This is a genomic window from Vallitalea guaymasensis (genome assembly GCF_018141425.1).
Lineage (GTDB): Bacteria > Bacillota > Clostridia > Lachnospirales > Vallitaleaceae > Vallitalea > Vallitalea guaymasensis.
The window spans coordinates 1161491-1187248 of the sequence record NZ_CP058561.1; the positions used below are offsets into that span (position 1 = coordinate 1161491).

Consider the following 25758-nt stretch of genomic DNA (forward strand, 5'->3'; position numbering starts at 1 on the left):
TCCTTTCTTACCTCTCTACTTTACTTTAGCTTATAAAATCCTGGTATGATAAAGTACAGTAATGAACCAATCAATTTTCCCATTGCTAATGTTACAATAAAATATGCCATCCCAACTTTTATATTAAACCTTCTAGTTAAAATAGGTATTACATCTAATACTTCTGCTAGTGAAACAGCTAAACATCCCACAAATATACCGGAAAAAAATCCGTATATAATCCCTCCTATATTCCCTAGCGGTAACTCAAAATTAATAATCATTACTAAGGTTCCAAACATTCCACCAAACATAATGGCATCTTCATATACCCAGATATATTTTTGTGTTGCTGTTTTCTGAGCTAATCTAGGAACAATTCCGATAATAGCTATGAAAGCAAAGACACCACCTGCTATAACTACCCCACCGCCAAATCCAATTATAATTAATAATAGATATTGCAAAAACATTATTGCTTATTCCCTTCATCACTAAGATTTTCTATTATACAATCTTCAACATCTCTTTCATACAATCTCATCTCTACTTCTATTGGAGTAGGATCATCAGTTAATTTTTTTGAAGAGAAATGATTGAAAAATACTATTATACCTACTGCCAAACCTATAGAATAGGGTATTTCAATAATTAGAGGATTAAGATTTTCTTCTCCCAAAAATAAACTATATAATTTCACAAAAACATCTGGTACAGCTGCATCTGTATGAAAAGTCATTATTGCAATACCACCGCCAGTAAAAAGGGTAATACAAACAAATATAACTTTGAAGATGTTAATTAGGTTCTTATATTTACATTCTTTCTTTTTAGGGCTATAGGAGATAATAATATCTTCTTCACCAACATTATGGATAGTTATATTTTCAAATACTTTTTGTATTTCTGTAATTACTGTAATTATTGATAATAAGTAATTCTTTTTTTCATCAGTATCAATAGTAAATACTATTATATTCTTTAACTTGTCAATTATATCTTTTCTACCTTCTATATCAGCAATATCGTCAATGATAACATCTTTTTTTCCTATAATACATGTTTTTTTACTAGCTTTTATATATACATTATTCATCTAATCACCCTTTTTGGTTAAAGGTACGATTAACAAATGTTCCTTGATATGATATATCTGTTTCTTTATTTAAGTACATATAAGTCATAACAGATACTAATACTAATACAAGCATAATAGCAACTATCAATATCCTTTTATATTTCATTAAATCACCTCTTTAGAATTTTATATAAGTTACTAATATTTTTTGAAGTATTAACCATAACTATTCTGGTAATTACAAGAAAAGTGACTATTTTCATTTAAAAAATTTGAAAAAAAACCTATGATCAATAATCATAGGTTTGGATAAGATAAAATTATATTTTATCTTCCTTAATGGGAATGAAAAATACAAATAAACAAATATATGATAAGGGTAATTCTTTCAAATAATTACTCTAATTTATGATAATTTTTCACGAATTTGAGTTAGAATCTTCTTTTCTAGCCTTGAAACTTGTACTTGAGATATACCAATCTTCTCTGCTATTTCTGTCTGAGTCTTATCTTTATAATATCTTAATATAATCAACTCCATTTCTTTTGGAGATAACTGACTAATTACCTGACGTAATGCTATTTTATCTATCATCACTGTGTTTTCATCTGTGTTTTTTTCAAGTTTATCTATTAGAAAAATAGGATGACCATCTCCTTGATGTATGGTTTTATAGAGAGACTCTACTTCTGCATTAGATTCCAGAGCCATTACGATCTCTTCTACTGATGTACCAATCTCATGAGATATTTCTTCTATGGTAGGTTCTCTACCTAATTTTTTATTTAAAAGATCTTTATTGATACGTACTCTATTTGCTACTTCTTTTAATGATCTACTGACTTTTATCATCCCGTCATCTCTCATAAACCTTTTTATTTCTCCCATTATCATAGGAACCGCATAAGTTGAGAATTTTACATTATAAGATAAATCAAATTTATCAATTGCCTTTAACAACCCAATACTACCTATTTGAAATAAATCGTCCAAATCGTATCCTCTATTAGAAAATCTCTTTACAATACTCCAGATCAATCCAATGTTCTCTTCTACTATCTGTTCTCTTGCATTTTGATTTCCTTGCTGAGATTTTTTTATAAGTTCTAGTGTTTTATCCATATTCAACACCTTCTTAAAGCTTTTCTAAACTCTCTAGCTTTTTCCTCATAATTATTTTTGATCCAACACCCACTTTGGATTCTACTTCCACTTCATCCATAAAAGTCTCCATGACTGTGAAACCCATTCCCGAACGTTCTAATTCAGGTTTTGAAGTAAACAGGGGTTCACGTGCTTTGTCAATATCACCAATACCTTTTCCAAAATCTTTTATTTCTATATAGACTTTATTATCAGTAATTTTGCAATACATATAAACTTGTCCATCATATTCTTCATAACCATGTATGATTGCATTGGTTACAGCTTCTGAAACAGCTGTCTTAATATCTGATAATTCTTCAAGTGTTGGGTCTAGTTGAGCCACAAAAGATGCAATTACCACTCTTGCAAAAGACTCATTCTGTGATTTACTGCTAAACTCTATTTTCATTTCATTTTCGTACTTCATAATATCCCCCTTTATTATTACCAATATTTGTTATTTTTATATCGAATTTTAATATCTATTAATTATTTCAATAAGTTCAATAATAATCAAATACCTCATTCAGCTAATATTAGAAATATCTTTTAGTGCTTGGTCTACACCGTCATAACTATTGATTATTCTATATAAACCTGATAATTTAAAGATTCTATCCATTCTAGTATTTACGTTGGTAACAACAACATTACCTCCCATATTTTTAATGTTCTTATACCGCCCCATTATAACCCCTATTCCCGAACTATCCATAAACTTGGTATTGGAGAAATCAAATATGACACACTTAATATTATGCTTTATTATAAGCTTATCAATCTTATCTCTGATTATTTCTGCATTATGGTGATCGAGTTCTTCTGAAACATTTACAATTAAGTTTCTCTTAACAATTTTACATTGGGTAGACACTAGATTACCTCCTCCTGTAAATATTTTACATATTTTTATAAATTCTCCATTTATTTCCAATTTCCTTTTTTTATTTGTAATTTTTTTTAAAATAAGGAATATATTATATTTTGTTTTGACTATTATCTTTTTAACCCAATATATTATTGTATAAAAAAACTGTTCCATAATATTTTTTAATAATCAATTGATAGATTAAAACTCCATCGAAATGTTTACCATAAAAATTATTATGAAACAGCTCCTTAATTTATATTTTTAGTTTTTTAATTGACTCAAATAATTATTTGACCAAGTTTTGAAGCTTGATTTTGGATATTGGTCAATCAATTTCTGAAATAAATCAATTGCCTCTTTGTTATTACCCAATAATTGATGACATCTTGCTTCGTAATAAAGCAAATCATCTGCAAAATAATCATCACTGCTTGCAAATTTTGTAGCAGTCTTGAAATAAGCAACAGCCTGATTGAGATTTTTTTCTACCACAGGGCTTTTACCTCTGCTATATAATCTTGAACCCTCAGTAAATGCATTTTTTGCCATGACAGGGTATATCTCCTGTCTTAACTTATTATATAGTTGTTTTGAATTTGACGTCAAATTCTCTGATTTAACAACATATAATTTATTTGCTGCAGCTTCTTTGTCATTATCTAGATAAAATGCCACTGCACTTTGAAGATTTTCCAACGCTTCAAAGTTGGCTGCTTTTTCTTCATACTGTTTAGCAAGCTCATTTTTTTCATCTAAATCTAATTGTAATTTTTCCTTGTCACTATTAAGAGAATCTAATAAAGTATCATATTCATTTTCTTTGGTTAATATCTCTTTTCTCAGGTTATCAGCTTCCTTTGTCTTGCTTTTCACTTTTCCCGGTACAATCAGGAATACTGCAACTAGAAGTCCAATGACAACACCAAATATTACATAACCAAACTGTAATACTGATGGGTTAATCCTGCTTTCTTTCTTGGGCTTAGCCTTGATTAAATAATTTTCTTGTTTTTTATCAATTGCATATATCTTCTCTTTTTCTTTGGATTCTTCTGGGTCTTGTGAGGTTATTTCTTCATAATACTTTAATGCTACATAATTACTTTTATCAATAGATAAAACTTTTAATAATATTTTTTTTGCCTTTGTCAAATTATTGTCATGTATGTAACAAAGTGCTAACAAACAATAAGCTTTTACAAAATTAGGATTAAGACTTATTACTTTTTTAAGTTGTATAACTGCTAGATCTTCGCTTTTTTGTTCAATGTATTTCAATGCCTGATTATATTTTTTAACAGCAGAATTTATTGTATCTAATTTGTGTTGATTGTGATGAATCTTTTCAATATAATAATCAGCAATATTATTATCTTTTTGTATATTTTTACTTATTACCCACTGTTGAAGTGCAGATACAACTTCACCTATCTCAAAATATATAAGTCCTAATAAATTACGGGCATCTATATTGTTTTTATCTAATTTCAAACTTCTTTTCAATAAGCTGATAGCTCCAGTAAGATCTCTGAGCTTAGCAACTTGCAAACCTTGATTATATAGTAATTTTGAAGTATTCTGAATTTTTTCATATATATCAATTTTCAATCCACAATTAGTGCATGTATACTCATCATTTAATTCACTACCGCATTTTAGGCATAATCTACTCATTATTATCTCACCACTCTACTTATCATCATTTTTTATTTCTCTAATCATCTCTTGTAAAATATCGGACACATCTTTTGAATCATAAGCATATATTGATTCTTCTGCTTGTTCAATTTCCAAGCATGGTTTAAATCTTTTAATTTCTTCTTCAAAATTAATCATATTGGTCCTCCTCTTTGATTTTACTTTTAATATAGCCAACCAGATATAATGAACCGATACAACATACCATTCTACCTTCCCTACTTAACTGCATTGCATAATCAACTGCATCATGTATGTTAGCTATTGGACAAATATTATCGTAACCTAACTTTTCGCAGGATTCCTTAAGTAGATTAACGTCTGTTGCTCTATCACTATCTATCTGAGTCAAAATCATCCTATTTATATTATTACATTTTTTCAGTTCACTAATCATTTCATTGTAAGGTTTATCTTTTAAACTAGCGTATAAAATGTTGATTTCTGTATTATCATATAAATTATTAATATTATTTACAAACATGCTGATACCCTGGGCATTATGTGCTCCATCAATTAGCATATTGTCCATTACATATTCCATTCTACCTGGCCACTTGAATTTTTTAAGACCTTTTAATATAGATTCTGTGTTTAGATTCATACCTTCATCTATTAATACTTCAACAGCGGTAAGTGCAATGGAAACATTAATAATTTGGTAATTTGCTATAGTGTTTAAAAAAACTTCTTCATAATTATAATACTTGTTATTTATAGAAAAATCAATGTTTTTCTTGGTTCTTTTTAAAATACTATAGTGGAAATCATTGTAACTATAAAGTTTCGATTTTTTATTTACACATTCGACATTTATTGTGTCAAATATCTCTTTTTTATCATAATATAAAACTGTAGGTCTGCCTTGTTTGATTATACCTGCTTTTTCTTTTGCAATTTCTTCTATAGTATTTCCAAGAATAGCAACATGGTCAAGTCCTATTGATGTTATTATAGTTAGTATAGGATTTTCAATTACATTGGTTGAATCTAGTCTGCCTCCTAAGCCTGTTTCTAGGATTACATAATCTACGTTTTTATTTTTATAATATACTAATGCTATGGCTACAAGTACTTCAAAAAAAGTTGGATGGTTGAAACCGTTATCTACCATATAATCTATTTTTTCTTTAATTAGGATTAGTATGTTTGTTAGGTCGTCGTTGCTTATGTTGGTGTTGTTTATTTTTATTCTTTCGTTTATTTCTACAAGGTGTGGTGATGTGAATAATCCAGTTTTGTAGCCATGTTCGCATAGTATGTATGAGAGCATTGTGCATACGGAACCTTTGCCGTTTGTTCCTGCTACGTGTATGAATTTTAGGTTGTTTTGGGGGTTATCTAATAGTTTTAGAAGGGTTTTTATGTTGTCGAGTCCTGATTTTACTCCGAATTTTGGTATATCAAGTATATATTTTACAGCTTTATTATAGTTCAAGGGTTAATACCTCCAGGGATTTATATTAAAATACATAAGTTTAAGATGCATATAGTTGTATTTTTTGACTTTTTTTGATGATTAAATTCTATATAAATGTATCATATTAGGTTGGGAGTTTCAATAGTAAAATAGATGATTGGGGTTAGTATATGGGGGCAGGTGGTATAGGACTCGTTTTACTTGCCTTACTCCAAGGAACGGTCTGCGTAAAACGAGTCCTATACCACCTTTTTTATTGTGTACGTCAATTCAGGTATTTCATTGTAGTTAGTTTTTAAGAGTTCTTAGTAACCTCTCTATTCAATTCGATGTGTATCTTAATGGGGATTGTGTATAATGTTGTTGAGTTAAAATATAATGTAAAGTTTGCTTGACATGAAATGTAAAGCGTGCTATACTTTTGGTGTGGTAAAGTTCACTTTACATTTGTTAAGAGGTAAGTATTATTTTTTACTAAAGGAGGTATTGAATGGAGAATCGGATAAGGGAGTTGAGAGAAGAGTTTAGGATGACTCAGCAAGAGTTGGCTAAAAAGGTGGGGGTATCAAGGCAAACTATAATTTCTTTGGAGAATGGTAGGTATAACCCCTCTATTAATCTGGCATTTAAGGTTTCTAAGGCCTTTGATAAATTAATAGAAGATATTTTTATTTATAATGAGGAAGAAGATTAATTAGTTGAAGGGAGATATTTTATGAATAAATATGTTAAGAATGAGATTAAAAAGTCATTTGCTTTTATTTTAGGTGGTATCATTATTGGTGTGCTTGGTTATTTCCAAGATGGTAAGGATCAAAAAAGTTTGTATGCTCTATGTTTAGCATTTACAATTATTGGAATTGCTCAAATAGCAATTTATCTATCAGTTAGAAATAAACCTGAATACGTTGATAAAATTAAAGCTGAAAAAGAGGAACGAAGTGTTTTTATACGTGATAAGGCAGGCAAATCTGCTTTTTGGATTACATTTGGTGCAATAGCCATATCCAGTAATCTTAGCCAGTTCACAAAATTGACTGTTGCTGATTATGGAAATATTATCCTGGTTTTAATGTGTATCGTTTACTTTTCATTTTTCTTTTATAATCTAAAGAAATATTAGAGCTTCTACTGGCTCAAGAGCGGCATATAAGTAAGAAGGGGCTGTCTGATAATACATTTTTTAACGTCAATATCAAGGAAGATAGACTAGGTTTAGCGGTAAGCGAAGCCATGGACGGCGTAGCTCATACCCTTTAAACAGGACGTTTAAGGGTATGAATAGCTAAACCTAGTCTATCTTCCAAAACTTTTAGCCTTCTCCAAAAAATGTATTATCAGACAGCCCCTTTATCACACTGCCGTTGTCTGTTTTATTACTGTCTTACTTGCTTTTATATTTATTTTGCAATCAAGTTATTTAATCTTTCTTTTACTTGTTCCATCATACTTGAATATTTTTCAAGCTTTGCTTTTTCTTCGGCAACTACTTTTTCAGGTGCTTTGCTAACAAATCGTTCATTAGCTAATTTTTTATTTACACGGTCTAATTCACTTTCAAGTTTCTTTTCTTCAGCTTTCAATCTTTCTATCTCTTTTTCAATATCTACAAGTTCAGCGAAAGGCATAAATATAGTTGCATCTTCTATAACAGTCGATACTGCGTCATTATCAATACCGTCTTTGTTATTTTGAATAACTACTTCGTTAGCATATCCAAGAGTTGCAAAGAATACTTTTCCTTTTTGGAATGTATTTCTTACTTCTTCTTTATCGGATACAACAAATACTTTTGCTTTCTTTGATGGTGGTACGTTCATCTGAGCTCTTACATTTCTAATACTTCTTACAGCTTGTTTAATCAATTCGATTTCTGATTCTTCTGCTGTAAAATTCCATTCTTCTTTAAATCCTGGCCATTCAGAAACCATAATGGATTCTTCTTTATCTTGAATGAAAGTAAATATTTCTTCAGTGATGAATGGCATATATGGATGTAATAGCTTAAGTGATGTTATTAATACATTTTTAAGTGTCCATAATGCGGCTGCTTTGGTATCATCATCATCATTGTATAATCTAGGTTTTACCATTTCAATATACCAGTCACAGAATTCTTCCCAGATAAAGTCGTATAATTTTGCTACAGCAATACCTAACTCATATTTTTCCATGTTTTCTGTAACATCTTTTACTAAAGTATTGGCTTTAGATAATATCCATCTATCAGCTGGTGTCAATTCATCTAATGCTACTTCTCTTTCTTCTATGTTTTCAAGATTCATTAATATAAATCTAGATGCATTCCATATTTTGTTGGCAAAGTTTCTACTAGCTTCAACTTTTTCATCGTAATAACGCATATCATTTCCAGGTGCGTTACCAGTCATTAATGTTAATCTTAGAGCATCTGCTCCGTATTGTTTAACTACTACTAATGGATCAATACCATTTCCAAGGGATTTACTCATTTTTCTTCCTTGTGAATCTCTCACAAGACCATGAATAAGTACTGTATCAAAAGGTACTTCACCCATGAATTCCATTGAAGAAAATACCATTCTAACTACCCAAAATGGAATAATATCATATCCAGTTACCAATACATTAGTTGGAAAGAAATAACCTAATTCATCAGTATTATCAGGCCAGCCAAGTGTTGAGAAAGGCCATAATGCTGAACTGAACCATGTATCGAGTGAATCTTCATCTTGATGGAACTTGGTACCAGAACATTTAGTACATTTTTCAGGAGCTTCTTTGCTAACTATGATTTCTCCACAATCTTCACAATAGTAAGCTGGAATACGATGTCCCCACCATAACTGTCTTGATATACACCAGTCTCTAATATTTTCTAACCAATGAAGATATATCTTACCATATCTCTCTGGAACAAATTTTAAATCACCAGATTTTAGAACTCTGATTGCAGGTTTTGCCAATTCTTCCATCTTAACAAACCATTGTTGTTTTATCATTGGTTCAATAACGCTATTACATCTATCATGCATACCTACGTTGTGTGTATGTTCTTTTACTTTTACAAGTAATCCTTGTTCATCTAGGTCTTTTACCATTTGCTTTCTTGCTTCGTATCTATCTAATCCTTCATATTTTCCACCATTTTTATTGATGGAACCGTCATCATTCATTATATTTATCTGTTCTAGATCATGTCTGAGTCCAACTTCAAAGTCATTAGGGTCATGAGCTGGTGTAATCTTAACTACTCCTGTTCCAAATTCCATATCTACATATCTATCTGCAACTATAGGTATTTCTTTATTAACTAATGGTAGAATTACTTTTTTACCAATAAGGTGGCTATAACGTTCATCATCAGGATTTACAGCTACTGCAGTATCGCCAAGCATAGTTTCTGGTCTTGTTGTCGCTATCTCAACAAAATTATCTGAACCTACTATAGGATATTTAATGTGCCAGAAATATCCATTTTTTTCTCCATGTTCAACTTCTGCTTCTGATATTGCTGTTTGACATACTGGACACCAGTTAACAATTCTAGCCCCTCTGTAGATATAACCTTTGTTGTAATATTTGATGAATACTTCTTCAACAGCCTCGGATAATCCTTCATCAAGAGTAAATCTCTCTCTGTCCCAATCACAAGATGAACCTAATTTCTTAAGCTGATCAACTATTACTCCACCGTATTCTTCTTTCCACTGCCAAGCTCGTTCTAGAAATTTTTCTCTTCCGATATCTTCTTTAGTAATTCCTTCTTCAGCCATTTTCTTTACAATTTTTACTTCTGTAGCAATACTTGCATGGTCTGTTCCTGGTTGCCATAAGGCACTGTGACCCTGCATTCTTTTGAATCTAATAAGAATATCCTGCATAGTATTGTCAAGAGCATGCCCCATATGTAGCTGCCCTGTAATGTTTGGTGGTGGAATCACAATGGAAAATGGTTTCTTAGTTCTGTCTACTTCCGCATGAAAATATTTATTGTCCATCCATTTCTGATATAATCTTCCTTCTACCTTAGAAGGATCGTAAGTTTTATCTAAATTTTTCGCCATAACTTGCCTCCTACATATTTTTGTAATTATTTTTATTCTACAAATCTTTTAATTAAGCATGATTACATGTTTTCTTACCAATAGTAAAGTTGAGTGATTAACTAAATAGTACTATCATTATTACACCAACTACTACTAATAATGCTCCGATTATTCTAGTAACAATCATTCCATTATTCAACAACGCCAAAAATTCCTCATTATCGTTCTTATTCGGATTATAATCTAATTTCTTCTTATTCCTTTTATACATAAGCTTTGCACCATAAAAAATAATTGCGCCAACTACTACTAAAATAATACCTATTATTTTCATTTAATCACCTCATCAAAAATAGTTTCCTAAAAATAAAAAAATCCCATCATCCAAATAAGGACGATAAGACCGTGGTACCACCTTAATTCTTAAATGTATCAGCATAGCCAATACCAAATAAGCACTTAATAACCATTAACGGAGTCATCCGATCTATCCTACTATAATTTCAGATAAATTGCTAAAAAGCTACCTTCTGTTTGTCATATCATAGAAAATTTCTCAGCTACCTGAACTAAGTTCAAAGTAATTTTCCTCTCTGTAAGCCGTATCAAACATACTCCTCTTTCTCACTGCATTTATACTATCTATTACTAATTATATTATATGGTATTATAATATTTTTTGTTTGTCAAGGCTATTTTATTTTTATCTTTTCTTCACATATATAATAAAAACGCCGAACCCAGCTTTTTGCTCAGGACGAGCAAGTTGCTGGCGTAACATATACATATACTATTTTGCTAATGCCACGTCAGAACAAAACTATTTTTTTGACTTGCACCCAAAAATAATTTTTAATTATATAAGTACCTCATTAATAATCTTAGTTATAGCCTTTTCATTAGTAGTATCATTATTCCTAACATCAATCAATATTTTGGTTATAAGCTGTATCTCATTATTATATTGTTCCAAAGTATTCTTTAGCGTTTTTTTATCCTGCTTAATGTTTTCCATACCCGTGTATCTATTATCTTTATTTAAATATATATCAATGTTATCCAAGATATAATTAATTGATTGGATATCATGTTTTTTAAGTACTCTTTCAATATCATCTTCCAAAATGATTATATTACCTGATATTTTATGTATATTACTTTTATCTTTTTTGTTTTGCTGGAATTGTTTCCATCTATCTTCTAGCATCTCACCGCTCTTAACCTTGTATTTATTATATTCATAAGCAAGGAACTGTTCATTGTTTACATATTTAAGTTTGACTTTATTCAGAAGCTCAACAGCCCTCTGCATCAAAATATTGTTTTTCTTGATTTCATGTATGACGTATCTCCTGAAGATATATATCCACAAACTAAAAAACCCTATCACTACAATCATAATTATTGAAGGAATAAAAATGTCAACATCATTATTAGTATAGACAACACTTAATATCAATGCTGAAAAAGCAAAAATGGTTAATAACCCAATCATCAAGATCTTAACGAATTTTTGTGCCTTGATTAACCTTTCTTTACCATATAGCAAATCACCTTTTTCTCCCTCTATGTATGTAATATCATTTTTAACATCTCGTTGTCGTTGCTCAACACTTTTTAGATTCTTAATTACATCCTCAATATTTTCTTCATAATCCTGAAGATAATCGAATTGTTGTCCTGCTCCCTTTATTCTATCCACATATTCTACTTTATCATTTTTAATAGCAATATAATTATTAGCACAATTTTCGAATTCTGCCAATTGCTTTTTATTCATTTTTTCTATCTGCTGAATACTGGTATGAATCTTATTCAATCTATCATATTCTGCTATTACCTGTTCTTTATCCTTATAAGTATTTTTCAGTTTGCTGCACAATTTACTTGTGTTTTCTACATCATTATAAATATTATTGATATCGACTCCAAGATAATTTTTTTCATCAATATCAGCAATAACTTTTTTGGTAAATATGTTCTTTAAGTTTGCTATCAGTCCCATTTAGTTACCTCTTTCATATTTTAACATCATGATTATTAGTAAATAGAATTAAAGTATATATTTATTATATTGTTCACTTAATTAAGTGTCAAGAATAGTGTCAATTTATGTTTAATATTTCATATATTGGTAATACTAATTTCAATAATCTTTACTACTATATAAAATTAATTAAAGGTGAAATCATGTACAAAAAGATAATATGTATCTTTCTTATACCCCTGCTATTATTCACAGGTTGCTGGGATTCAAAAGACATCAATAAAAAATGTGTAAATATATCTTTGGGAATAGATTATGTTGATGATAACATACAGTTTTGTGGTGAAATAGTAAAACTAACCGGATCTCCAAGAGAAGATACAGGTGAATCACAATCATCCAGCGTATACACTATATTTGCCCAAGGTAAAACATTTGAAGAAGCTAGAGTAAACTATAATTCAAATATTCCTTACCCTTCGTTTCTTGGCGCTACTAGGGTTGTACTCTTCAGTGAAGAATTTGCAAAACGTGGAATAGAATCATATCTAAATAGAGTTGATAGTTTATTTGATTATAGAAAAACGTTAAATACTGTAGTATGCCGTGAACCAACAAAAGAATGTTTTAATATAGAAACTGATAAGGCTCTAGCAATTGGTTTATTTATAGAGAATATATTAAGGAATCTAAAAGACGAAGGAAATTCAATTTGTCTTGATGTTGGTGATTTACTTTCTGATATTGCATTTGGTTCAGTGGGTTATGTCCTTCCATATATCGGTATAGAATCTAACGATTTAAAATATTTAGGACTGGCTGTTTTCAAAGACTCTAAACTAATTGATATAATAGATGTTCATGATACTGAACCTCTTTTGTATATACTAGCTGATAATACTAAGTTAGTAGAACTAATCCCCGATCCTCTTGATAATCAAAATAAATATTCATTTAGAGTTCATATTAACAAAAGGAAAATATCAACTTCATTGAAAGATGATATAGTAAACATAACTATCAATTTAGACCTACATGCAGAATTACGTTATCAGTATTATAAACATAATATCTCAGATGAAATGATTAAACAGTTAGAAACCGAACTTTCTAATAAAATATCTAACGAAATTATTGATTTTGTCAAAGAAGCTCAAAAAAATTTCAAATGTGATATTTTTAATTTTGGTGAAGAATTCAAAGCTCAACATTATTATCAATATCAGGAAATAGATTGGGAACAAGCGTTTCTATCTGCAAATATCAATGCTAATGTGAAAACAACAATAGTAAACAAAAACTTAAAAAGCGATGATAATTTTAAAAATAGTAAATAAAGGGGCAGCAAGATGAATATTTTTGATACTTCATGGAAAAAAAAATCTAAAGAACTTGGTATAATTACTAGATATCTTGATGTTGGCGGTACCGAAATTATTATTTTATATATTCAACAAATAACTGATAGAAATATGCTTTCATTAAATATCATCAAACCATTACTATTATGTCAAAAAAAAGCTATCACTACTGACAAGATTATTAATACGATTTATATTGATGATTTATATACAGATACTAAAGAAAAAGAAATCATTAACTATGTTCTAAAAGGTAATTCAGTCATTATTATACCTACAGAAGAAAAATATATTGTTGCCAATACCTTAAAAATTGAAAAACGTCAAGTACAAGAACCAAATATAGAAAATACTATAAAAGGTGCTAGAGATGCTTTTAATGAAAATTATAATGATAATCTATCATTAATCAGATATAGATTAAAAGACCCCAAATTACGTATTGATGAATTAATAGTAGGAAAAAGAACACAGACTACAGTGGCTGTGATATATATTAAAGATATAGCCAATTCACACTTAGTTGGTACTATAAAAGATAAAATATCCAAGATAGATATTGACGGAATATTGGAATCCAGTTATATACAAAAATTCATATTAAATAATTCATATAATTTTTTCCCTCAATCTGGTATTGTTGAACGTTCAGATACTGCATGCGCCAATATTTTGGACGGCAAGGTAATAATTCTAGTGGAAGGTGGAAATCTGGCATTAGTTGTACCAAAGACTTTTATAGAATTTTTTGATACTGGTGATGATCATTTTGACAATACATTCATAAGTATTTTTTCAAAGTTTATTAGAATTCTATGTATAATGATTTCTTTATTCTTGACTTCATTATATGTTGCCGTTGTAAGCTTTCATTCGGATATACTGCCACCGCAATATATAATTAGTTTAGCTACATCAAGAGCAACTGTACCTTTTAATGCTTTTCTAGAAGCATTCTTGATGGAAACAGTTGCAGAAATTCTTAGAGAAGCAAGTGTAAGACTTCCTAAACAAATAGGTCCCGCTATTGGTATAGTAGGTACAATAGTTATTGGTCAAGCTTCTGTTTCAGCAGGTTTAGTTAGTCCTTTGCTGGTAATCATAGTATCATTATCTATTATGAGTTCTTTTGCAACTGCTGATTATTCAATCACTAATACTATTAGGATTTTGAAATTTTTAATGATAATAGTTACTAGTGTTTTCGGATTATTTGGTTTTACTATGGGAGTAATTCTAATAACAGTAAATCTCTGCTCCATGGATAGTTTTGGAGTATCTTATGTTGCTCCTTTATCACCATTAAATTTTAGAGCTTTAAAACATTTATTTTTAAGCGATATACATTTATCTAAAAAAAGACCAGAATATTTAAAAACAAAAGATGACACCCGACAATAACTGGAGGTATTTTTTTGAAAGAGCCACTTACAAACAAACAGATAATCTTTTTAATATTTTCTTATATAGTAGGATACGGAATAATATCTCTTCCTAAAAACATTGCAGAAGACATGGGTACTGGTGGATGGATATCTATAGTAATAGGTGATATTATTATTATTTTTTCAGCATTTCTATTTACTTATTTAGCAAAAACCTTTAATAATAAAACTATCTTTGAATATAGTAGAATTCTTACTGGTACATTTATATCATACTGTATTATATTTATCATCAGTATCTATTCAATATCTACAGCTACTGTTGTAACTAAATTGACATGCGAAACAATAAAACTTTCTTTCTTAATAAACACACCTATATGGGCTTTAACTACCTTTATGCTTATTGTGTGTTTTTATACATTGCTTAATGATATCCATGTTTTAGGAAGAATATTTGAGATATTTTGTTTAGTTTTCATTATCTTCGCCCTAATATTGGATATTGCAATCTTCTCACAGGGTGAATTAACTGACATAAAGCCTTTCTTCTTGTTAGATGTAGAAGGTTTAATAAAAACTCTTCCTAAAATAATTTTCCCTTTTGTGGGTATAGAATTATTAGCTGTAATACCAATGGATTTTAAAAAAGAAAATAAAAAGGTTTTTAGATATATATTAGGTATTTTGGTTTTAATAGGAATAGTCTATATCATAAATGTAGAATCATCTATATCTGTTATGGGAGTTGATAGCATTATTCACTATGAAGATGCTAGATTCGCCTCAATAAGAAGAATTGAAATTGATGCCTTGCAATTCTTAAAACGATTAGATTCCATTTTTATAGTAGCATGGCTTTTGAGTACTTTTGGTACAATTGTTCTCTCGTTATACATGGCAGTATTTTTACTTAATAAATTATTTTCTAAAATAAATCGTAATATTATCGTGTTTATCCTTATAGCTATAGTATTCATCCTAACTTTAATACCTACAACTATGGATATGCTAAGACAAGCCCTTGATTATGTAAGTTATTTAGGTATAGGTATCTTATTGGTTATGCCGATATTACTATCTATAATAACTTTAATAAAAAAACATTTCAAGAAAATATAATTCTATAATTAATTGTTATCAACAATATACTAACTATCTTGAATTTGACTTGCATTTTGAATCTTAATAGGTATAATGATAGATGTAAAGGAAGTGATTAAGTGTCAAATAAAAAAAGTCATTTTCATGGTAGCGACCTAGAAAAAATAGAATCAGTATATAATATAAATAAATATGATATCATCAATTTTAGCGGAAATGTCAATCCACTAGGAGTTTCTAAAAATCTATTAGAACTACTATCGAAAAATGTTAATGTTATAGGAATGTACCCTGATAGGGCGTATACAAAATTAAGAAAGCAATTGGCAAAATATATAGATGTTAATTATAAAAATATAATTGTTGGTAACGGTTCAACTGAACTTATTTCCATATTCATTAATATCATCAAACCAACAAAAGCTCTTATTGTGGGTCCTACATATTCAGAATATGAAAGAGAAATCTCAATAGGCGGTGGTTCTTCTAATTATTATCCTTTGAAAGAAGAACTGGATTTCAAGATAGATATTAAAGATTTATTATTAAATATAACTGATGATATGGATTTACTGGTTATATGTAATCCTAATAACCCTACATCAACATCAATTTATTCTGAAGACATAAAATGCATATTAGAATATTGCCATGAAAAAAATATATATGTTATGGTAGATGAAACATATATTGAATTTACAAAGGAAATGGATAAAATAACTTCTGTTGGACTTACAAATTCATATGATAATTTGTTTATAACTAGAGGAGTTTCAAAATTCTATGCTTCACCTGGCTTAAGATTAGGATACGGTATCTGTGGTAATAAAACAATTATGGAGAAGATCAATAATCTAAAAAATCCTTGGACAATCAACTCTTTAGCAAGTTTTGCTGGTGAGGTTATGTTTGAAGATGAAGAATATATCAAAATGACAAAAGATTTCATTGAACAAGAACGTAATAGAATATACAAGGAATTGGATAGCTGGAAAGATATTAAAGTATATCCACCAACAGCTAATTTTATTTTAATCAAGATATTAAGAAACGATATAGATTCACATCAATTATTTGAAACATTGATACAGAAAAAAATTATGATTAGAGATGCTTCTACATTCCCATTTCTTAATTCACAATTTTTCCGCTTTTGTTTTATGAATAAAGAACAAAATGATTTCATATTAGATGAATTATCTAAAATATTCAATTAGGCAAGCATAAGGCTTGCCTATAATTTACTGATGGTAAGATCTATTTAGAACCTTCTACAATTGCAATTCCTGCACTTGCTCCTATTCTATCAGCTCCAGCATCTATAACAGCTTTAGCTGTTTCATAATCTCTAACGCCACCAGAAGCTTTTACTTTTGCATTTTCTTCAACTGTTTTCTTCATCAGTGAAACATCTTCTACAGTTGCTCCACCTTTACTGAATCCAGTTGATGTCTTAACAAATTCTGCTCCTGCTTTAACAGACAATTCACAAACCTTAACTTTTTCTTCATCTGTCAATAAACAAGTTTCAATAATTACCTTAACCAACGCTTTATTCTTACAAGCATCAACAACACCTTTGATATCTTCATAGACATAGTCATAATCCTTGTCCTTCAATGCACCAATATTAATAACCATATCTATTTCATTAGCTCCATGGTCAATAGCTAATTTAGTTTCAAAAGCCTTAACTTCTGTTGGTACAGCACCAAGTGGAAATCCTACTACTGTACACACTTTTACATTAGAACCTTGTAACTGCTCTTTCACTAATTTGGTTCTAAATGCATTTACGCATACTGAAGCAAAATTATATTCTTTTGCCTCTTCACATATTTTAATGACTTGTTCTTTTGTCGCATCTGGTTTAAGTATTGTGTGGTCTATGTAACTAGCTATATTCATATTTGATACCTCCTATAAAAATTGTATTATTCCAAAAAAGTAAAAGTTTTAATATAATACTGAATTACTTTTTATGGATAAATCATAATTGTTATTATGTCATAAAATTCGAGTTTAATTATAGTTTACCTTTACATATAACTATAGTCAATAAATATCTAATTTTAACTAAAATTTGTGATTATTTTAGTTAATAATTTTGGACTATGATTGAATATAAAAAATTATATTTGGATATACTTATTACTACAGGGATACCAAATAACGATTCATTGTATGGAAGCTTTTTTATGGATAATAAATTAGCCTTTATATAAGGATCAAACAACCTTATTCTGGTCTTTATATAAAGGCTAGCTTATAGATTGGTTGTAACAGGTTACTTAGTATCCCTGTTTACAATATGTTCTCCCCCACATAAGAATACTACGCAAGTAGTATTCTCTTTTTTTATTATCATAACTAAAAATATTAGATTTATTTTTTATCAATAATACTTGTCTTCTCATATACTGAAAGTAAGTAAAATCATGCCCAAAATAGTAAGGAGAATTATGAGAAAAAGGATTTATCCAGCCGAAACGTCTACTCAATCTTTTGGTCAGTTATCAGTGAATACGGTCACTCAATTAGGTTTTAAGCCTATCAATTCTGCAAAAGTAACTATTAGAAAAGCTACTCCTGAAAATGAAATCGTTGAAGAATTGACTACCACTAATCTTGGTAGAACAGTAACTATAGACCTAGATGCTCCACCACTTGAATATAGCCTTGAACCAAATAATCCAAAACCTTATTCAGAATATAATCTTGAAATAACAGCACCAGAATTTGAAACAGTTAAAATTGCAGGATGTCAGATATTACCAGATCAATTAGCTCTACAAGATGTAAGAATGATTCCTTCTGTAGAGGTTTCTTCAAAGATCAAGCAGCAACAGCAAGAAATATTAGTTATAGACCCTCATACTCTATATGCAGAATATCCACCAAAAATTCCAGAAAGTGAAGTAAAAGATGATGTTGAAGATAGCTTCATTGTATTGAACCAGCCTGTTGTACCTAGCATTATTATTGTTCATGACGGATCACCTGATGATACAAGTGCACCTAATTATTTTGTTCCATTCACTAGTTACATTAAAAATGTGGCATCATCTGAAATATATTCCACTTGGCCTGAAAGTACTATACAAGCTAATATATTAGCTATACTTTCGTTTACATTAAATAGAATATATACAGAATGGTATAGAGCAAAAGGCAAAAACTTTAACATTACATCTTCTACAGCATTTGACCATAAATTCGTGTATGGTAGAAACATATATAGAAATATCTCAGATATAGTAGATCAATTATTCGTGAATTATCTATCAAGACCTGGAATTGTTCAACCTATACTTACTCAATATTGTGATGGTGTCAGAGTTCAATGTGAGAATTGGATGACTCAATGGGGAAGTAAATATAGAGGTGACCTAGGTGACGATGCCATAGAGATCCTTAGATACTTCTATGGAAGTGACATGTATATCAATACTGCCGAAAAAGTGAGTGGAATACCTTCATCTTTCCCAGGTTATAATTTGCAGCAAGGTTCCACAGGAGAACCTGTCAGAGTTATCCAACGTCAACTGAATGCTATATCCAAAAATTATCCCGCTATACCTAGATTAAAAGTGGATGGAGTCTATGGTCCAAAAACAAAAGAAGCTGTAGAGATTTTCCAAAAAGCGTTTTTACTTCCAGTTACTGGAATAGTTGACTACCCAACATGGTATAAGATTTCTGACATATTTGTAGCTGTTACTAGATTAGCTGAATTAGTATGAAAAACTTAACCAATAAGGGCTGTATAAAGATATCAAATCTCTAATACAGCCCTTGATACTATTTATTATTCTTTTTTATCTGTTCAATGGTCTGAGCATATTGTGGCAACCATTTTTCTTCTGCAACTAGCATTTCATCAACCATCTCCCATATTTCAGGTGGGTTACATACTGCGCCTACCAAAGGATCTACCATCATAGCTTGCCTTAATAACTTATCATCTCCATGAACAGCCGCTTCCACTCCTAATCTTTGAACACTAATACTACTGTTACATACCGCTGCACAACCAAGTGGAAGATCTCCAACTTTAGGTATGTTAATACCATTAGCATCCACGTATCCAGGAACTTCAACTATAGCATCATCAGGTAGATTAGTAATTGTACCGTTATTTACTATATTGAAATGTCCTCTATATATCCTTCCAGTCTCAAGTCCTTCAATTATATATGAACCATGCTCATTACTCCTATTTTCTTGTTTGTAAACTTTTGCTGGTTCATTAATCCATTTTGGAAAATCTGTTTCAAATGAATCTCTTGTACGTATACATTCATTTAAATAACCTGCATAGATACCTTGATTCCATAGTTCATGACCTATCCAATTTTCTATCTCATTCAAACGTTTACGATACCAAGGTAAATATTCACTTAGATGTCCATTTGATTCTGTACTATAATAACCAAATCTTCTTAACATATCTATTCTTACTTTTTCTGCCTGGCTAAGTTTTGGATGATTTTCATAAGCTTCTAATAATTTATCTTTCATATCTTCGCCATTATGATTCACTTGTATATACCAAGTCTGATGGTTGATTCCTGCACATATGATATCTAGTTCTTCAAAAGGAATACCAAGTGCTTCTCCCATCTGCTCATGTCCATGTTGTACTCCATGGCACAGACCAATTGTCTTTACTTTACCATATTTATTACATGCCCATGTTATCATAGCATTAGGATTAGAATAATTCAGCATTATACAATCAGGATGTGCTACTTCCCTGATATCCTTACAGAATTCTAGGATTGCAGGTATACCTCTTTGTGCGTACATTATTCCACCAGCACATAAAGTATCACCAACACATTGACTGATTCCATATTTCATTGGGATTTCCACATCCGGTTTGAATGCCTCAAGCCCTCCTATCCTAACTACGTTTATTACATAATCAGCATCCTTTATAGCTTCTCTACGATTGCATGTAGCAAAAATCTTGATATCTAATCCATTTGCATCTATATCCTTTTGGCAAAGTTTTGTAACCATATCAAGATTATTTTCATTTATATCCGTAAATGCTACCTGGATGTTATTGAATTCTGGTACTGATAATAAATCCTGTAATAATTTTCTTGTGAAACCAATACTTCCTGCTCCAATAAACGTTACTTTAAAAGCCATATTACTTCCTCCTTCATAAAAATCAATTTATGATAGGATTATAACAATTATATATTAATTAAGCTTTAAAATTTCTCACCACATAGAATAAAAAAGAAAAGAATTCTATACTCTTTTATTTTTTCTGCTTGTGGTAAAATTATTTCTATAATTACTTGGTGTTAATTTATAATATCTTTTAAAGATATATGTAAAATATTGTCTGCTGTTAATTCCTATATATTCAGCTATGTCAGTAATAGAAACATCTGTATTCTCTAACATTAATTTTGCTTTATCAAGTCTTATTTCCATTAGATAATTCATAATTGTCTTCCCAGTACTTTGTTTAAAAATTCTATACAAATAACCTTCATGTATATTAATACTTTCAGCTATATGAGATACTTTTATATCGCAGTCATAATGATGATAAAGATATTCTATAGCCTTTTTTACATATTTATTTTTACTTGATATACTTTGGTCTGTAAAATGTACAAGCTGTCTAGAAACATCTATCATCAACTGCATCAATAATATCTGTATCATTAGATTTTCCTTATTCTGATTAAGTTCATTGATGATTTTGTGTAAATCATTATAAACTTCACCTGTATCTATTAATTGTATATGTGATTTTTTCATCTCCAACATTGTACGTACTGATTTAACTTGTGACACCAATTCTCCAAATGTCAGATACCTGGTTACTGATTTTATGAATCTGAATTCAATATTAAGCATTCTACAGGTTTCTTCTTCATCAACTATTAGAGCATGTGGTACGTTTGCATCTAATAAAATGAAATCTCCCTTTTTCAAGATATATTTTTGTTCTTCTGTTCTTATGGTACATCTGCCTTTAATGACATACATTATTTCTATTTCATCATGTTTATGGAATTTCATGTTAAACTGCTTCCAATGTCTATAATAATAACTTCTAACTTCCAGCTGATAATTATCTTCTATCCACATAGGATTATATAAACTATGATGTGACCTCATTTTTTCACCACACATTCTAATAAATTATGATTATGTAAATATATTAGCACATAACTAAACAGCTTACCACAAGGGTAAGCTGCCTAACTAATTAATCTAATTACTGAATTCAAACCAATCGAAGTTACCTACACCATAATAATCTTTGAAAACAACATAGATATCATGTGTGCCGCTAGCCCCTACTATATTTATAGATTGTTCTTCAAATACATCAAATGCACCTGTAGCCTGAATTGTAAAAGTTCCTATTAATGTACCTGTAGTACTATCAAGTCTTACTTCAGCTCTAGATCCTGCGTATTGAGCTGGTACTGCAACATTTGTTTTTAGAAGATTATACCCTGTACTAAGATCTATATTATTGTAACATACCCAATCACCATTATCACAGCTTCCTATCATATCGCCACCATTGCTTATACCACTCATACTACTGTAATTTTCTGCTTGTATCATAATAGGTTGAGTAGTAGGTATTCCTCCGTTACCGCCTTCAAGTCTAGCATTAGCCCAGTTGGCATGATCATAATGGATACCGTCACCTGAATCTGTTACTTCTAATTTTAATTCATTACCACTAGTTACATCAATGTCAATATATTTTGTAGCACTAGAACCAGTCATTTCATTACTATCATATTTCAAAACATCATCAAGATAGACTTTGAATACTATAGTTCCCTTATCGTTAACATCATCATCTACACCAATATCACTTAAAAATCTAGTATAATTACCATTTAAGTTGTATATGATAGTAGAATTTGCATGAGTACCGATTCCTTTAGTATAAGTCTGTCCATTGATATTTAATGAATCTCCATCTCTATCTACATCTTTATTTGGTTCTTGATATCCAGTCCAAGAAGTCCAGTTCATATCACTTAAAAATGTACTTCCTGATGCTTCACCTGTAGTGAATTGTAAGATACCATTTGTATTCATCTTTTCTACTCCTGATAGACAATTAGCATTGGATGATGCTACTACTTTCCAATAATATGTAGTATTAGGAGTTAAACCACCTATTGATCTCTTATTAGTCTCTACATTTTCATCAAATACGATATTAGTAAAATCAGAATCTGTTGCAACTAAAACGTTATAATAATCTGCACCTTCACATGGTGTCCATTCTAATTCTACACCTGCTGCGTTTAAGTCAGTATCATTATTTTGTGGAGAAACAGCAGTAAAATCGCCGAAAGCAGAATTTAAGTTACTACGGTATGTATCAACTTTTAATCCCATGTTATCAAAATCAATAGCTTGGAAATTAGGTAATTGCTGATAAATCATAGAATCTGATCTTAAGGCAAAGTTGTTGTTAGCCTCATCCACAAAGCCTGGATTATCACTAGCACTTAGGGTTAAATTATTATTGATGGTACCATATTGAGAAGCTTTACTAGCTATACTCATTGCTCCACTTTTATATATAACGTTGTTTGTTATAACATTACCTTTTGGAATTGCTGGACTATCTGACCAAATATTAACTAATTCTGGATAGCGACTACTCCAAGGTTCTTGTTGATAAGGCATTGCAATTAATCTTTTATAATGTGTTCCATCTGGAGCTTTAGCTGAATCTGATGCCCAACCAAGTAATCTGTCATCCAATGATAAAGACATACCACAATCAATCATGATGTTATTACTAATGATATTGTCTCTACCACCACCGATCAAGAATGCTCTACTACTGATGTTATAGAATACATTACCTGTAATTTCTGCGCTACTCATGGCATCATCTAGATAAACCCCGTGAGAACCATGTCCACCTATAGTTGGTATACTATGGATATAATTATCTCTGATAACATTTCCTCTGTATGTCCAATCACGACCTGTATAAATTGCACCTGCATCACTAGTTTCATAAACAACATTATACAATTCGTTATTCTCGATTATATGGTCATTACCACCAAATTCAATTGCAAAGTGAGGTGCATTATGAATAAGGTTATGACTTGCTCTATTACCAACTCCCTTTAATGAGATAGCTGGTGTATAAGTTCTTATAATACGAGCAAAATCATAAAAATGATTATTTTCAACATAATTGTTTCCTGGTGTAAGAGATATCCTGTCTCCACCTGCTACGAAAACTCCTCCTGCCCCTGTTTCATAGATTTCACAACCTACGATACCATTATTAGTTCCACCATCTGGTATAGTTGCTGGATCATTAGTTGAATGACCTATTGATGAAGGGTCTCCGATTACAACCGCTCTTTGTCCTAATCTTCTAAATGTACATTTTGCAATTAGGTTGTTATCTGCATTAGTCATATGAATTCCATCACTACGTGATAATTCAAATGTAATATCTTCTATTGTTACGTAGGAAGTTCCTGCCATCTTGATTAGTGGAACATTTAGAGTTGAAAGCTGTATTTTACTACTTGCTAAATCACTCTCTGGATATATGTATAAAATACCACTTGTCCTGTCAAGATACCATTCACCTGGCATGTCAATCTCTGATAATAGATTATACGCAAAATAGCGTTTGCCACTAATAATACCATAGAAACTTGGATGATCAGCTTCTATCTGCTTAGAAGAAGTATTAAGATTTTTTATTTTTAGGTTATCATCTGCCCAATCCCATTTCCAATAACCGAATAACCATATTTCATCTTCATCAGTCCATCTTGAAGCTCTAGTATCAGAATACGAAAAAATAGGTCCTTGTTGATTAATATACTCATCAGGTGATACATAACCTGGATCAGAAGGATCATCATCAACGTGATTTCTTGGAATGAAACCTTGGTTATTTATACTTCCTGTAGTCATATAACCTTGGTTAGGATATCTAGCCAATGTCATAGTCTTATTGTTAATGAATAACTCTGGTGCTGGTGGTAACTTAGGCCATCCAAAACCAGCTTTGGATATTTCTCCATATTGACTAATACCTTGTGTGTTTAAATCAATCTGTAATACCTTATCCCTTGATTCTGCTGGTAGTCTATTAAGAATAGTCTGATCTGTAACCCCTACAAACCCAGTAGAATCAATATCGTATCCCCCCATAATCCTTACATCTTCACCATTATATGCTTTGTAAATAATAGGAGAACTTTCAGTTCCTGAATCCTCAGCTGTCAATTCAAAAGAACTGCTCATATTATAGGTACCTTCTCTCAAATAAACAGTTACACCACTTGCTGGTAATGAAGAACTGCTCTTAAGAGTACGAATAGCATTTCTTGCTCCTTCTAGTGTACCAAAGGGTTCTTGCTGTGTCCCTGAATTCTGATCATTTCCCTCTGGTGATACATAGTAACTAATTGAAGTGTTAGCAAATACATTACTGCTAGTTAAAACTGGTGCTGCAAATACACTTAATAACGTAATAATACATAATAATGACATCAATTTGTTAATGCTTTTGTTACCCATATAAACTCCTCCAACTCTAATATTTTATTATTGATAAGTGTTATTACTTATCAAAGGTAAACATTTATTAAGTAATACTTAAAGCATGTTTACCTAATTTTATTATAAAATATTTGGAATAATATGG

General features: G+C 30.4%; 23 protein-coding genes and 1 other annotated feature. Of the genes, 7 read left to right on the top strand and 16 right to left on the bottom strand.

The window, feature by feature from the left end; genetic code table 11:
- Positions 1-20: 20 nt before the first annotated feature.
- From HYG85_RS05285 to HYG85_RS05325, 9 genes are all read right to left on the bottom strand, one after another.
- The gene (locus HYG85_RS05285) at positions 21-452 is read right to left on the bottom strand and encodes a stage V sporulation protein AB (RefSeq protein ID WP_113671974.1); all 432 of its coding nucleotides are present in this window, start codon (positions 450-452) and stop codon (positions 21-23) included.
- The gene (locus tag HYG85_RS05290) at positions 452-1075 is read right to left on the bottom strand and encodes a stage V sporulation protein AA (RefSeq protein ID WP_113671975.1); all 624 of its coding nucleotides are present in this window, start codon (positions 1073-1075) and stop codon (positions 452-454) included. Before HYG85_RS05290 ends, HYG85_RS05285 begins: the two co-directional genes overlap by 1 nt.
- A gap of 4 nt (positions 1076-1079) precedes the next feature.
- Positions 1080-1223 carry a hypothetical protein gene (locus tag HYG85_RS05295; protein ID WP_193774393.1) on the bottom strand — a complete coding sequence of 48 codons (144 nt, stop codon included), beginning with the start codon at positions 1221-1223 and terminating at the stop codon, positions 1080-1082.
- A 240-nt stretch (positions 1224-1463) separates the two neighbouring features.
- Complete coding sequence (gene sigF / locus HYG85_RS05300) at positions 1464-2186, bottom strand: RNA polymerase sporulation sigma factor SigF (RefSeq protein ID WP_317133796.1); 723 nt, start codon at positions 2184-2186, stop codon at positions 1464-1466.
- 7 nt (positions 2187-2193) lie between these two features.
- Positions 2194-2631, bottom strand: a complete 438-nt coding sequence (gene spoIIAB, locus HYG85_RS05305; protein WP_113671977.1) for an anti-sigma F factor — start codon at positions 2629-2631, stop codon at positions 2194-2196.
- Between the two features lie 99 nt (positions 2632-2730).
- Complete coding sequence (gene spoIIAA / locus HYG85_RS05310) at positions 2731-3078, bottom strand: anti-sigma F factor antagonist (protein ID WP_244971282.1); 348 nt, start codon at positions 3076-3078, stop codon at positions 2731-2733.
- 258 nt (positions 3079-3336) lie between these two features.
- On the bottom strand, positions 3337-4749 hold the full coding sequence (locus HYG85_RS05315) for a tetratricopeptide repeat protein (protein WP_212692603.1): 1413 nt from the start codon (positions 4747-4749) through the stop codon (positions 3337-3339).
- 15 nt (positions 4750-4764) lie between these two features.
- Positions 4765-4911, bottom strand: a complete 147-nt coding sequence (locus HYG85_RS05320; RefSeq protein ID WP_193774394.1) for a hypothetical protein — start codon at positions 4909-4911, stop codon at positions 4765-4767.
- Complete coding sequence (locus HYG85_RS05325) at positions 4904-6211, bottom strand: bifunctional folylpolyglutamate synthase/dihydrofolate synthase (protein WP_212692604.1); 1308 nt, start codon at positions 6209-6211, stop codon at positions 4904-4906. The genes HYG85_RS05320 and HYG85_RS05325 overlap by 8 nt, the downstream gene beginning before the upstream one ends.
- Positions 6212-6683: 472 nt before the next feature.
- Here HYG85_RS05325 and HYG85_RS05330 point away from each other — a divergent pair, with 472 nt between their 5' ends.
- Both HYG85_RS05330 and HYG85_RS05335 read left to right on the top strand, forming a co-directional pair.
- Positions 6684-6887, top strand: coding sequence for a helix-turn-helix transcriptional regulator (locus HYG85_RS05330; RefSeq protein WP_113671981.1), 204 nt, complete (start codon positions 6684-6686; stop codon positions 6885-6887).
- 21 nt (positions 6888-6908) lie between these two features.
- Positions 6909-7316 carry a DUF443 family protein gene (locus HYG85_RS05335; protein ID WP_212692605.1) on the top strand — a complete coding sequence of 136 codons (408 nt, stop codon included), beginning with the start codon at positions 6909-6911 and terminating at the stop codon, positions 7314-7316.
- Positions 7317-7593: 277 nt separating this feature from the next.
- Here HYG85_RS05335 and HYG85_RS05340 read toward each other — a convergent pair whose 3' ends face one another.
- The 3 genes from HYG85_RS05340 to HYG85_RS05350 form a co-directional block, all read right to left on the bottom strand.
- The gene (locus HYG85_RS05340) at positions 7594-10239 is read right to left on the bottom strand and encodes a valine--tRNA ligase (protein WP_212692606.1); all 2646 of its coding nucleotides are present in this window, start codon (positions 10237-10239) and stop codon (positions 7594-7596) included.
- Positions 10240-10336: 97 nt separating this feature from the next.
- Positions 10337-10555 carry a hypothetical protein gene (locus HYG85_RS05345; protein WP_212692607.1) on the bottom strand — a complete coding sequence of 73 codons (219 nt, stop codon included), beginning with the start codon at positions 10553-10555 and terminating at the stop codon, positions 10337-10339.
- 53 nt (positions 10556-10608) lie between these two features.
- Positions 10609-10858, bottom strand: a binding site (T-box leader).
- Positions 10859-11077: 219 nt separating this feature from the next.
- Positions 11078-12226 (bottom strand): hypothetical protein, encoded by a 1149-nt coding sequence (locus HYG85_RS05350; protein WP_212692608.1) that lies wholly within the window; start codon positions 12224-12226, stop codon positions 11078-11080.
- Positions 12227-12411: 185 nt separating this feature from the next.
- On the opposite strand from HYG85_RS05350, the gene HYG85_RS05355 reads away from it, so the two are divergent.
- The 4 genes from HYG85_RS05355 (at position 12412) to HYG85_RS05370 (ending at position 17275) form a co-directional block, all read left to right on the top strand.
- Positions 12412-13545: a Ger(x)C family spore germination protein gene (locus HYG85_RS05355; RefSeq protein ID WP_212692609.1), complete on the top strand. Its 1134-nt coding sequence runs from the start codon at positions 12412-12414 to the stop codon at positions 13543-13545.
- Between the two features lie 12 nt (positions 13546-13557).
- Positions 13558-14970, top strand: coding sequence for a spore germination protein (locus tag HYG85_RS05360; RefSeq protein ID WP_212692610.1), 1413 nt, complete (start codon positions 13558-13560; stop codon positions 14968-14970).
- 14 nt (positions 14971-14984) lie between these two features.
- Positions 14985-16076: a GerAB/ArcD/ProY family transporter gene (locus tag HYG85_RS05365; RefSeq protein WP_212692611.1), complete on the top strand. Its 1092-nt coding sequence runs from the start codon at positions 14985-14987 to the stop codon at positions 16074-16076.
- A 101-nt stretch (positions 16077-16177) separates the two neighbouring features.
- Positions 16178-17275: a pyridoxal phosphate-dependent aminotransferase gene (locus HYG85_RS05370; RefSeq protein ID WP_212692612.1), complete on the top strand. Its 1098-nt coding sequence runs from the start codon at positions 16178-16180 to the stop codon at positions 17273-17275.
- 40 nt (positions 17276-17315) lie between these two features.
- On the opposite strand, the gene deoC is transcribed toward HYG85_RS05370, so the two are convergent.
- Entirely contained in the window at positions 17316-17966 is a 651-nt protein-coding gene (deoC, locus tag HYG85_RS05375) for a deoxyribose-phosphate aldolase (RefSeq protein WP_212692613.1), read from the bottom strand.
- Between the two features lie 554 nt (positions 17967-18520).
- On the opposite strand from deoC, the gene HYG85_RS05380 reads away from it, so the two are divergent.
- Positions 18521-19801 (top strand): peptidoglycan-binding protein, encoded by a 1281-nt coding sequence (locus tag HYG85_RS05380; RefSeq protein ID WP_212692614.1) that lies wholly within the window; start codon positions 18521-18523, stop codon positions 19799-19801.
- Between the two features lie 58 nt (positions 19802-19859).
- Here HYG85_RS05380 and melA read toward each other — a convergent pair whose 3' ends face one another.
- The 3 genes from melA to HYG85_RS05395 form a co-directional block, all read right to left on the bottom strand.
- Positions 19860-21218, bottom strand: coding sequence for an alpha-glucosidase/alpha-galactosidase (gene melA / locus HYG85_RS05385; protein ID WP_212692615.1), 1359 nt, complete (start codon positions 21216-21218; stop codon positions 19860-19862).
- A gap of 105 nt (positions 21219-21323) precedes the next feature.
- Positions 21324-22208: an AraC family transcriptional regulator gene (locus HYG85_RS05390; protein WP_212692616.1), complete on the bottom strand. Its 885-nt coding sequence runs from the start codon at positions 22206-22208 to the stop codon at positions 21324-21326.
- A 96-nt stretch (positions 22209-22304) separates the two neighbouring features.
- Positions 22305-25631: an NPCBM/NEW2 domain-containing protein gene (locus HYG85_RS05395; protein ID WP_212692617.1), complete on the bottom strand. Its 3327-nt coding sequence runs from the start codon at positions 25629-25631 to the stop codon at positions 22305-22307.
- Positions 25632-25758: the final 127 nt, after the last annotated feature.

Excerpts from the sequence above, each read along its gene's own strand:
- HYG85_RS05285 (WP_113671974.1), bottom strand. The coding sequence starts at position 452 with ATGTTTTTGCAATATCTATTATTAATTATAATTGGATTTGGCGGTGGG.
- HYG85_RS05290 (WP_113671975.1), bottom strand. The coding sequence starts at position 1,075 with ATGAATAATGTATATATAAAAGCTAGTAAAAAAACATGTATTATAGGA.
- HYG85_RS05295 (WP_193774393.1), bottom strand. The coding sequence starts at position 1,223 with ATGAAATATAAAAGGATATTGATAGTTGCTATTATGCTTGTATTAGTA.
- spoIIAB (WP_113671977.1), bottom strand. The coding sequence starts at position 2,631 with ATGAAGTACGAAAATGAAATGAAAATAGAGTTTAGCAGTAAATCACAG.
- HYG85_RS05315 (WP_212692603.1), bottom strand. The coding sequence starts at position 4,749 with ATGAGTAGATTATGCCTAAAATGCGGTAGTGAATTAAATGATGAGTAT.
- HYG85_RS05320 (WP_193774394.1), bottom strand. The coding sequence starts at position 4,911 with ATGATTAATTTTGAAGAAGAAATTAAAAGATTTAAACCATGCTTGGAA.
- HYG85_RS05330 (WP_113671981.1), top strand. The coding sequence starts at position 6,684 with ATGGAGAATCGGATAAGGGAGTTGAGAGAAGAGTTTAGGATGACTCAG.
- HYG85_RS05335 (WP_212692605.1), top strand. The coding sequence starts at position 6,909 with ATGAATAAATATGTTAAGAATGAGATTAAAAAGTCATTTGCTTTTATT.
- HYG85_RS05340 (WP_212692606.1), bottom strand. The coding sequence starts at position 10,239 with ATGGCGAAAAATTTAGATAAAACTTACGATCCTTCTAAGGTAGAAGGA.
- HYG85_RS05345 (WP_212692607.1), bottom strand. The coding sequence starts at position 10,555 with ATGAAAATAATAGGTATTATTTTAGTAGTAGTTGGCGCAATTATTTTT.
- HYG85_RS05350 (WP_212692608.1), bottom strand. The coding sequence starts at position 12,226 with ATGGGACTGATAGCAAACTTAAAGAACATATTTACCAAAAAAGTTATT.
- HYG85_RS05355 (WP_212692609.1), top strand. The coding sequence starts at position 12,412 with ATGTACAAAAAGATAATATGTATCTTTCTTATACCCCTGCTATTATTC.
- HYG85_RS05360 (WP_212692610.1), top strand. The coding sequence starts at position 13,558 with ATGAATATTTTTGATACTTCATGGAAAAAAAAATCTAAAGAACTTGGT.
- deoC (WP_212692613.1), bottom strand. The coding sequence starts at position 17,966 with ATGAATATAGCTAGTTACATAGACCACACAATACTTAAACCAGATGCG.
- HYG85_RS05380 (WP_212692614.1), top strand. The coding sequence starts at position 18,521 with ATGAGAAAAAGGATTTATCCAGCCGAAACGTCTACTCAATCTTTTGGT.
- melA (WP_212692615.1), bottom strand. The coding sequence starts at position 21,218 with ATGGCTTTTAAAGTAACGTTTATTGGAGCAGGAAGTATTGGTTTCACA.
- HYG85_RS05390 (WP_212692616.1), bottom strand. The coding sequence starts at position 22,208 with ATGAGGTCACATCATAGTTTATATAATCCTATGTGGATAGAAGATAAT.
- HYG85_RS05395 (WP_212692617.1), bottom strand. The coding sequence starts at position 25,631 with ATGGGTAACAAAAGCATTAACAAATTGATGTCATTATTATGTATTATT.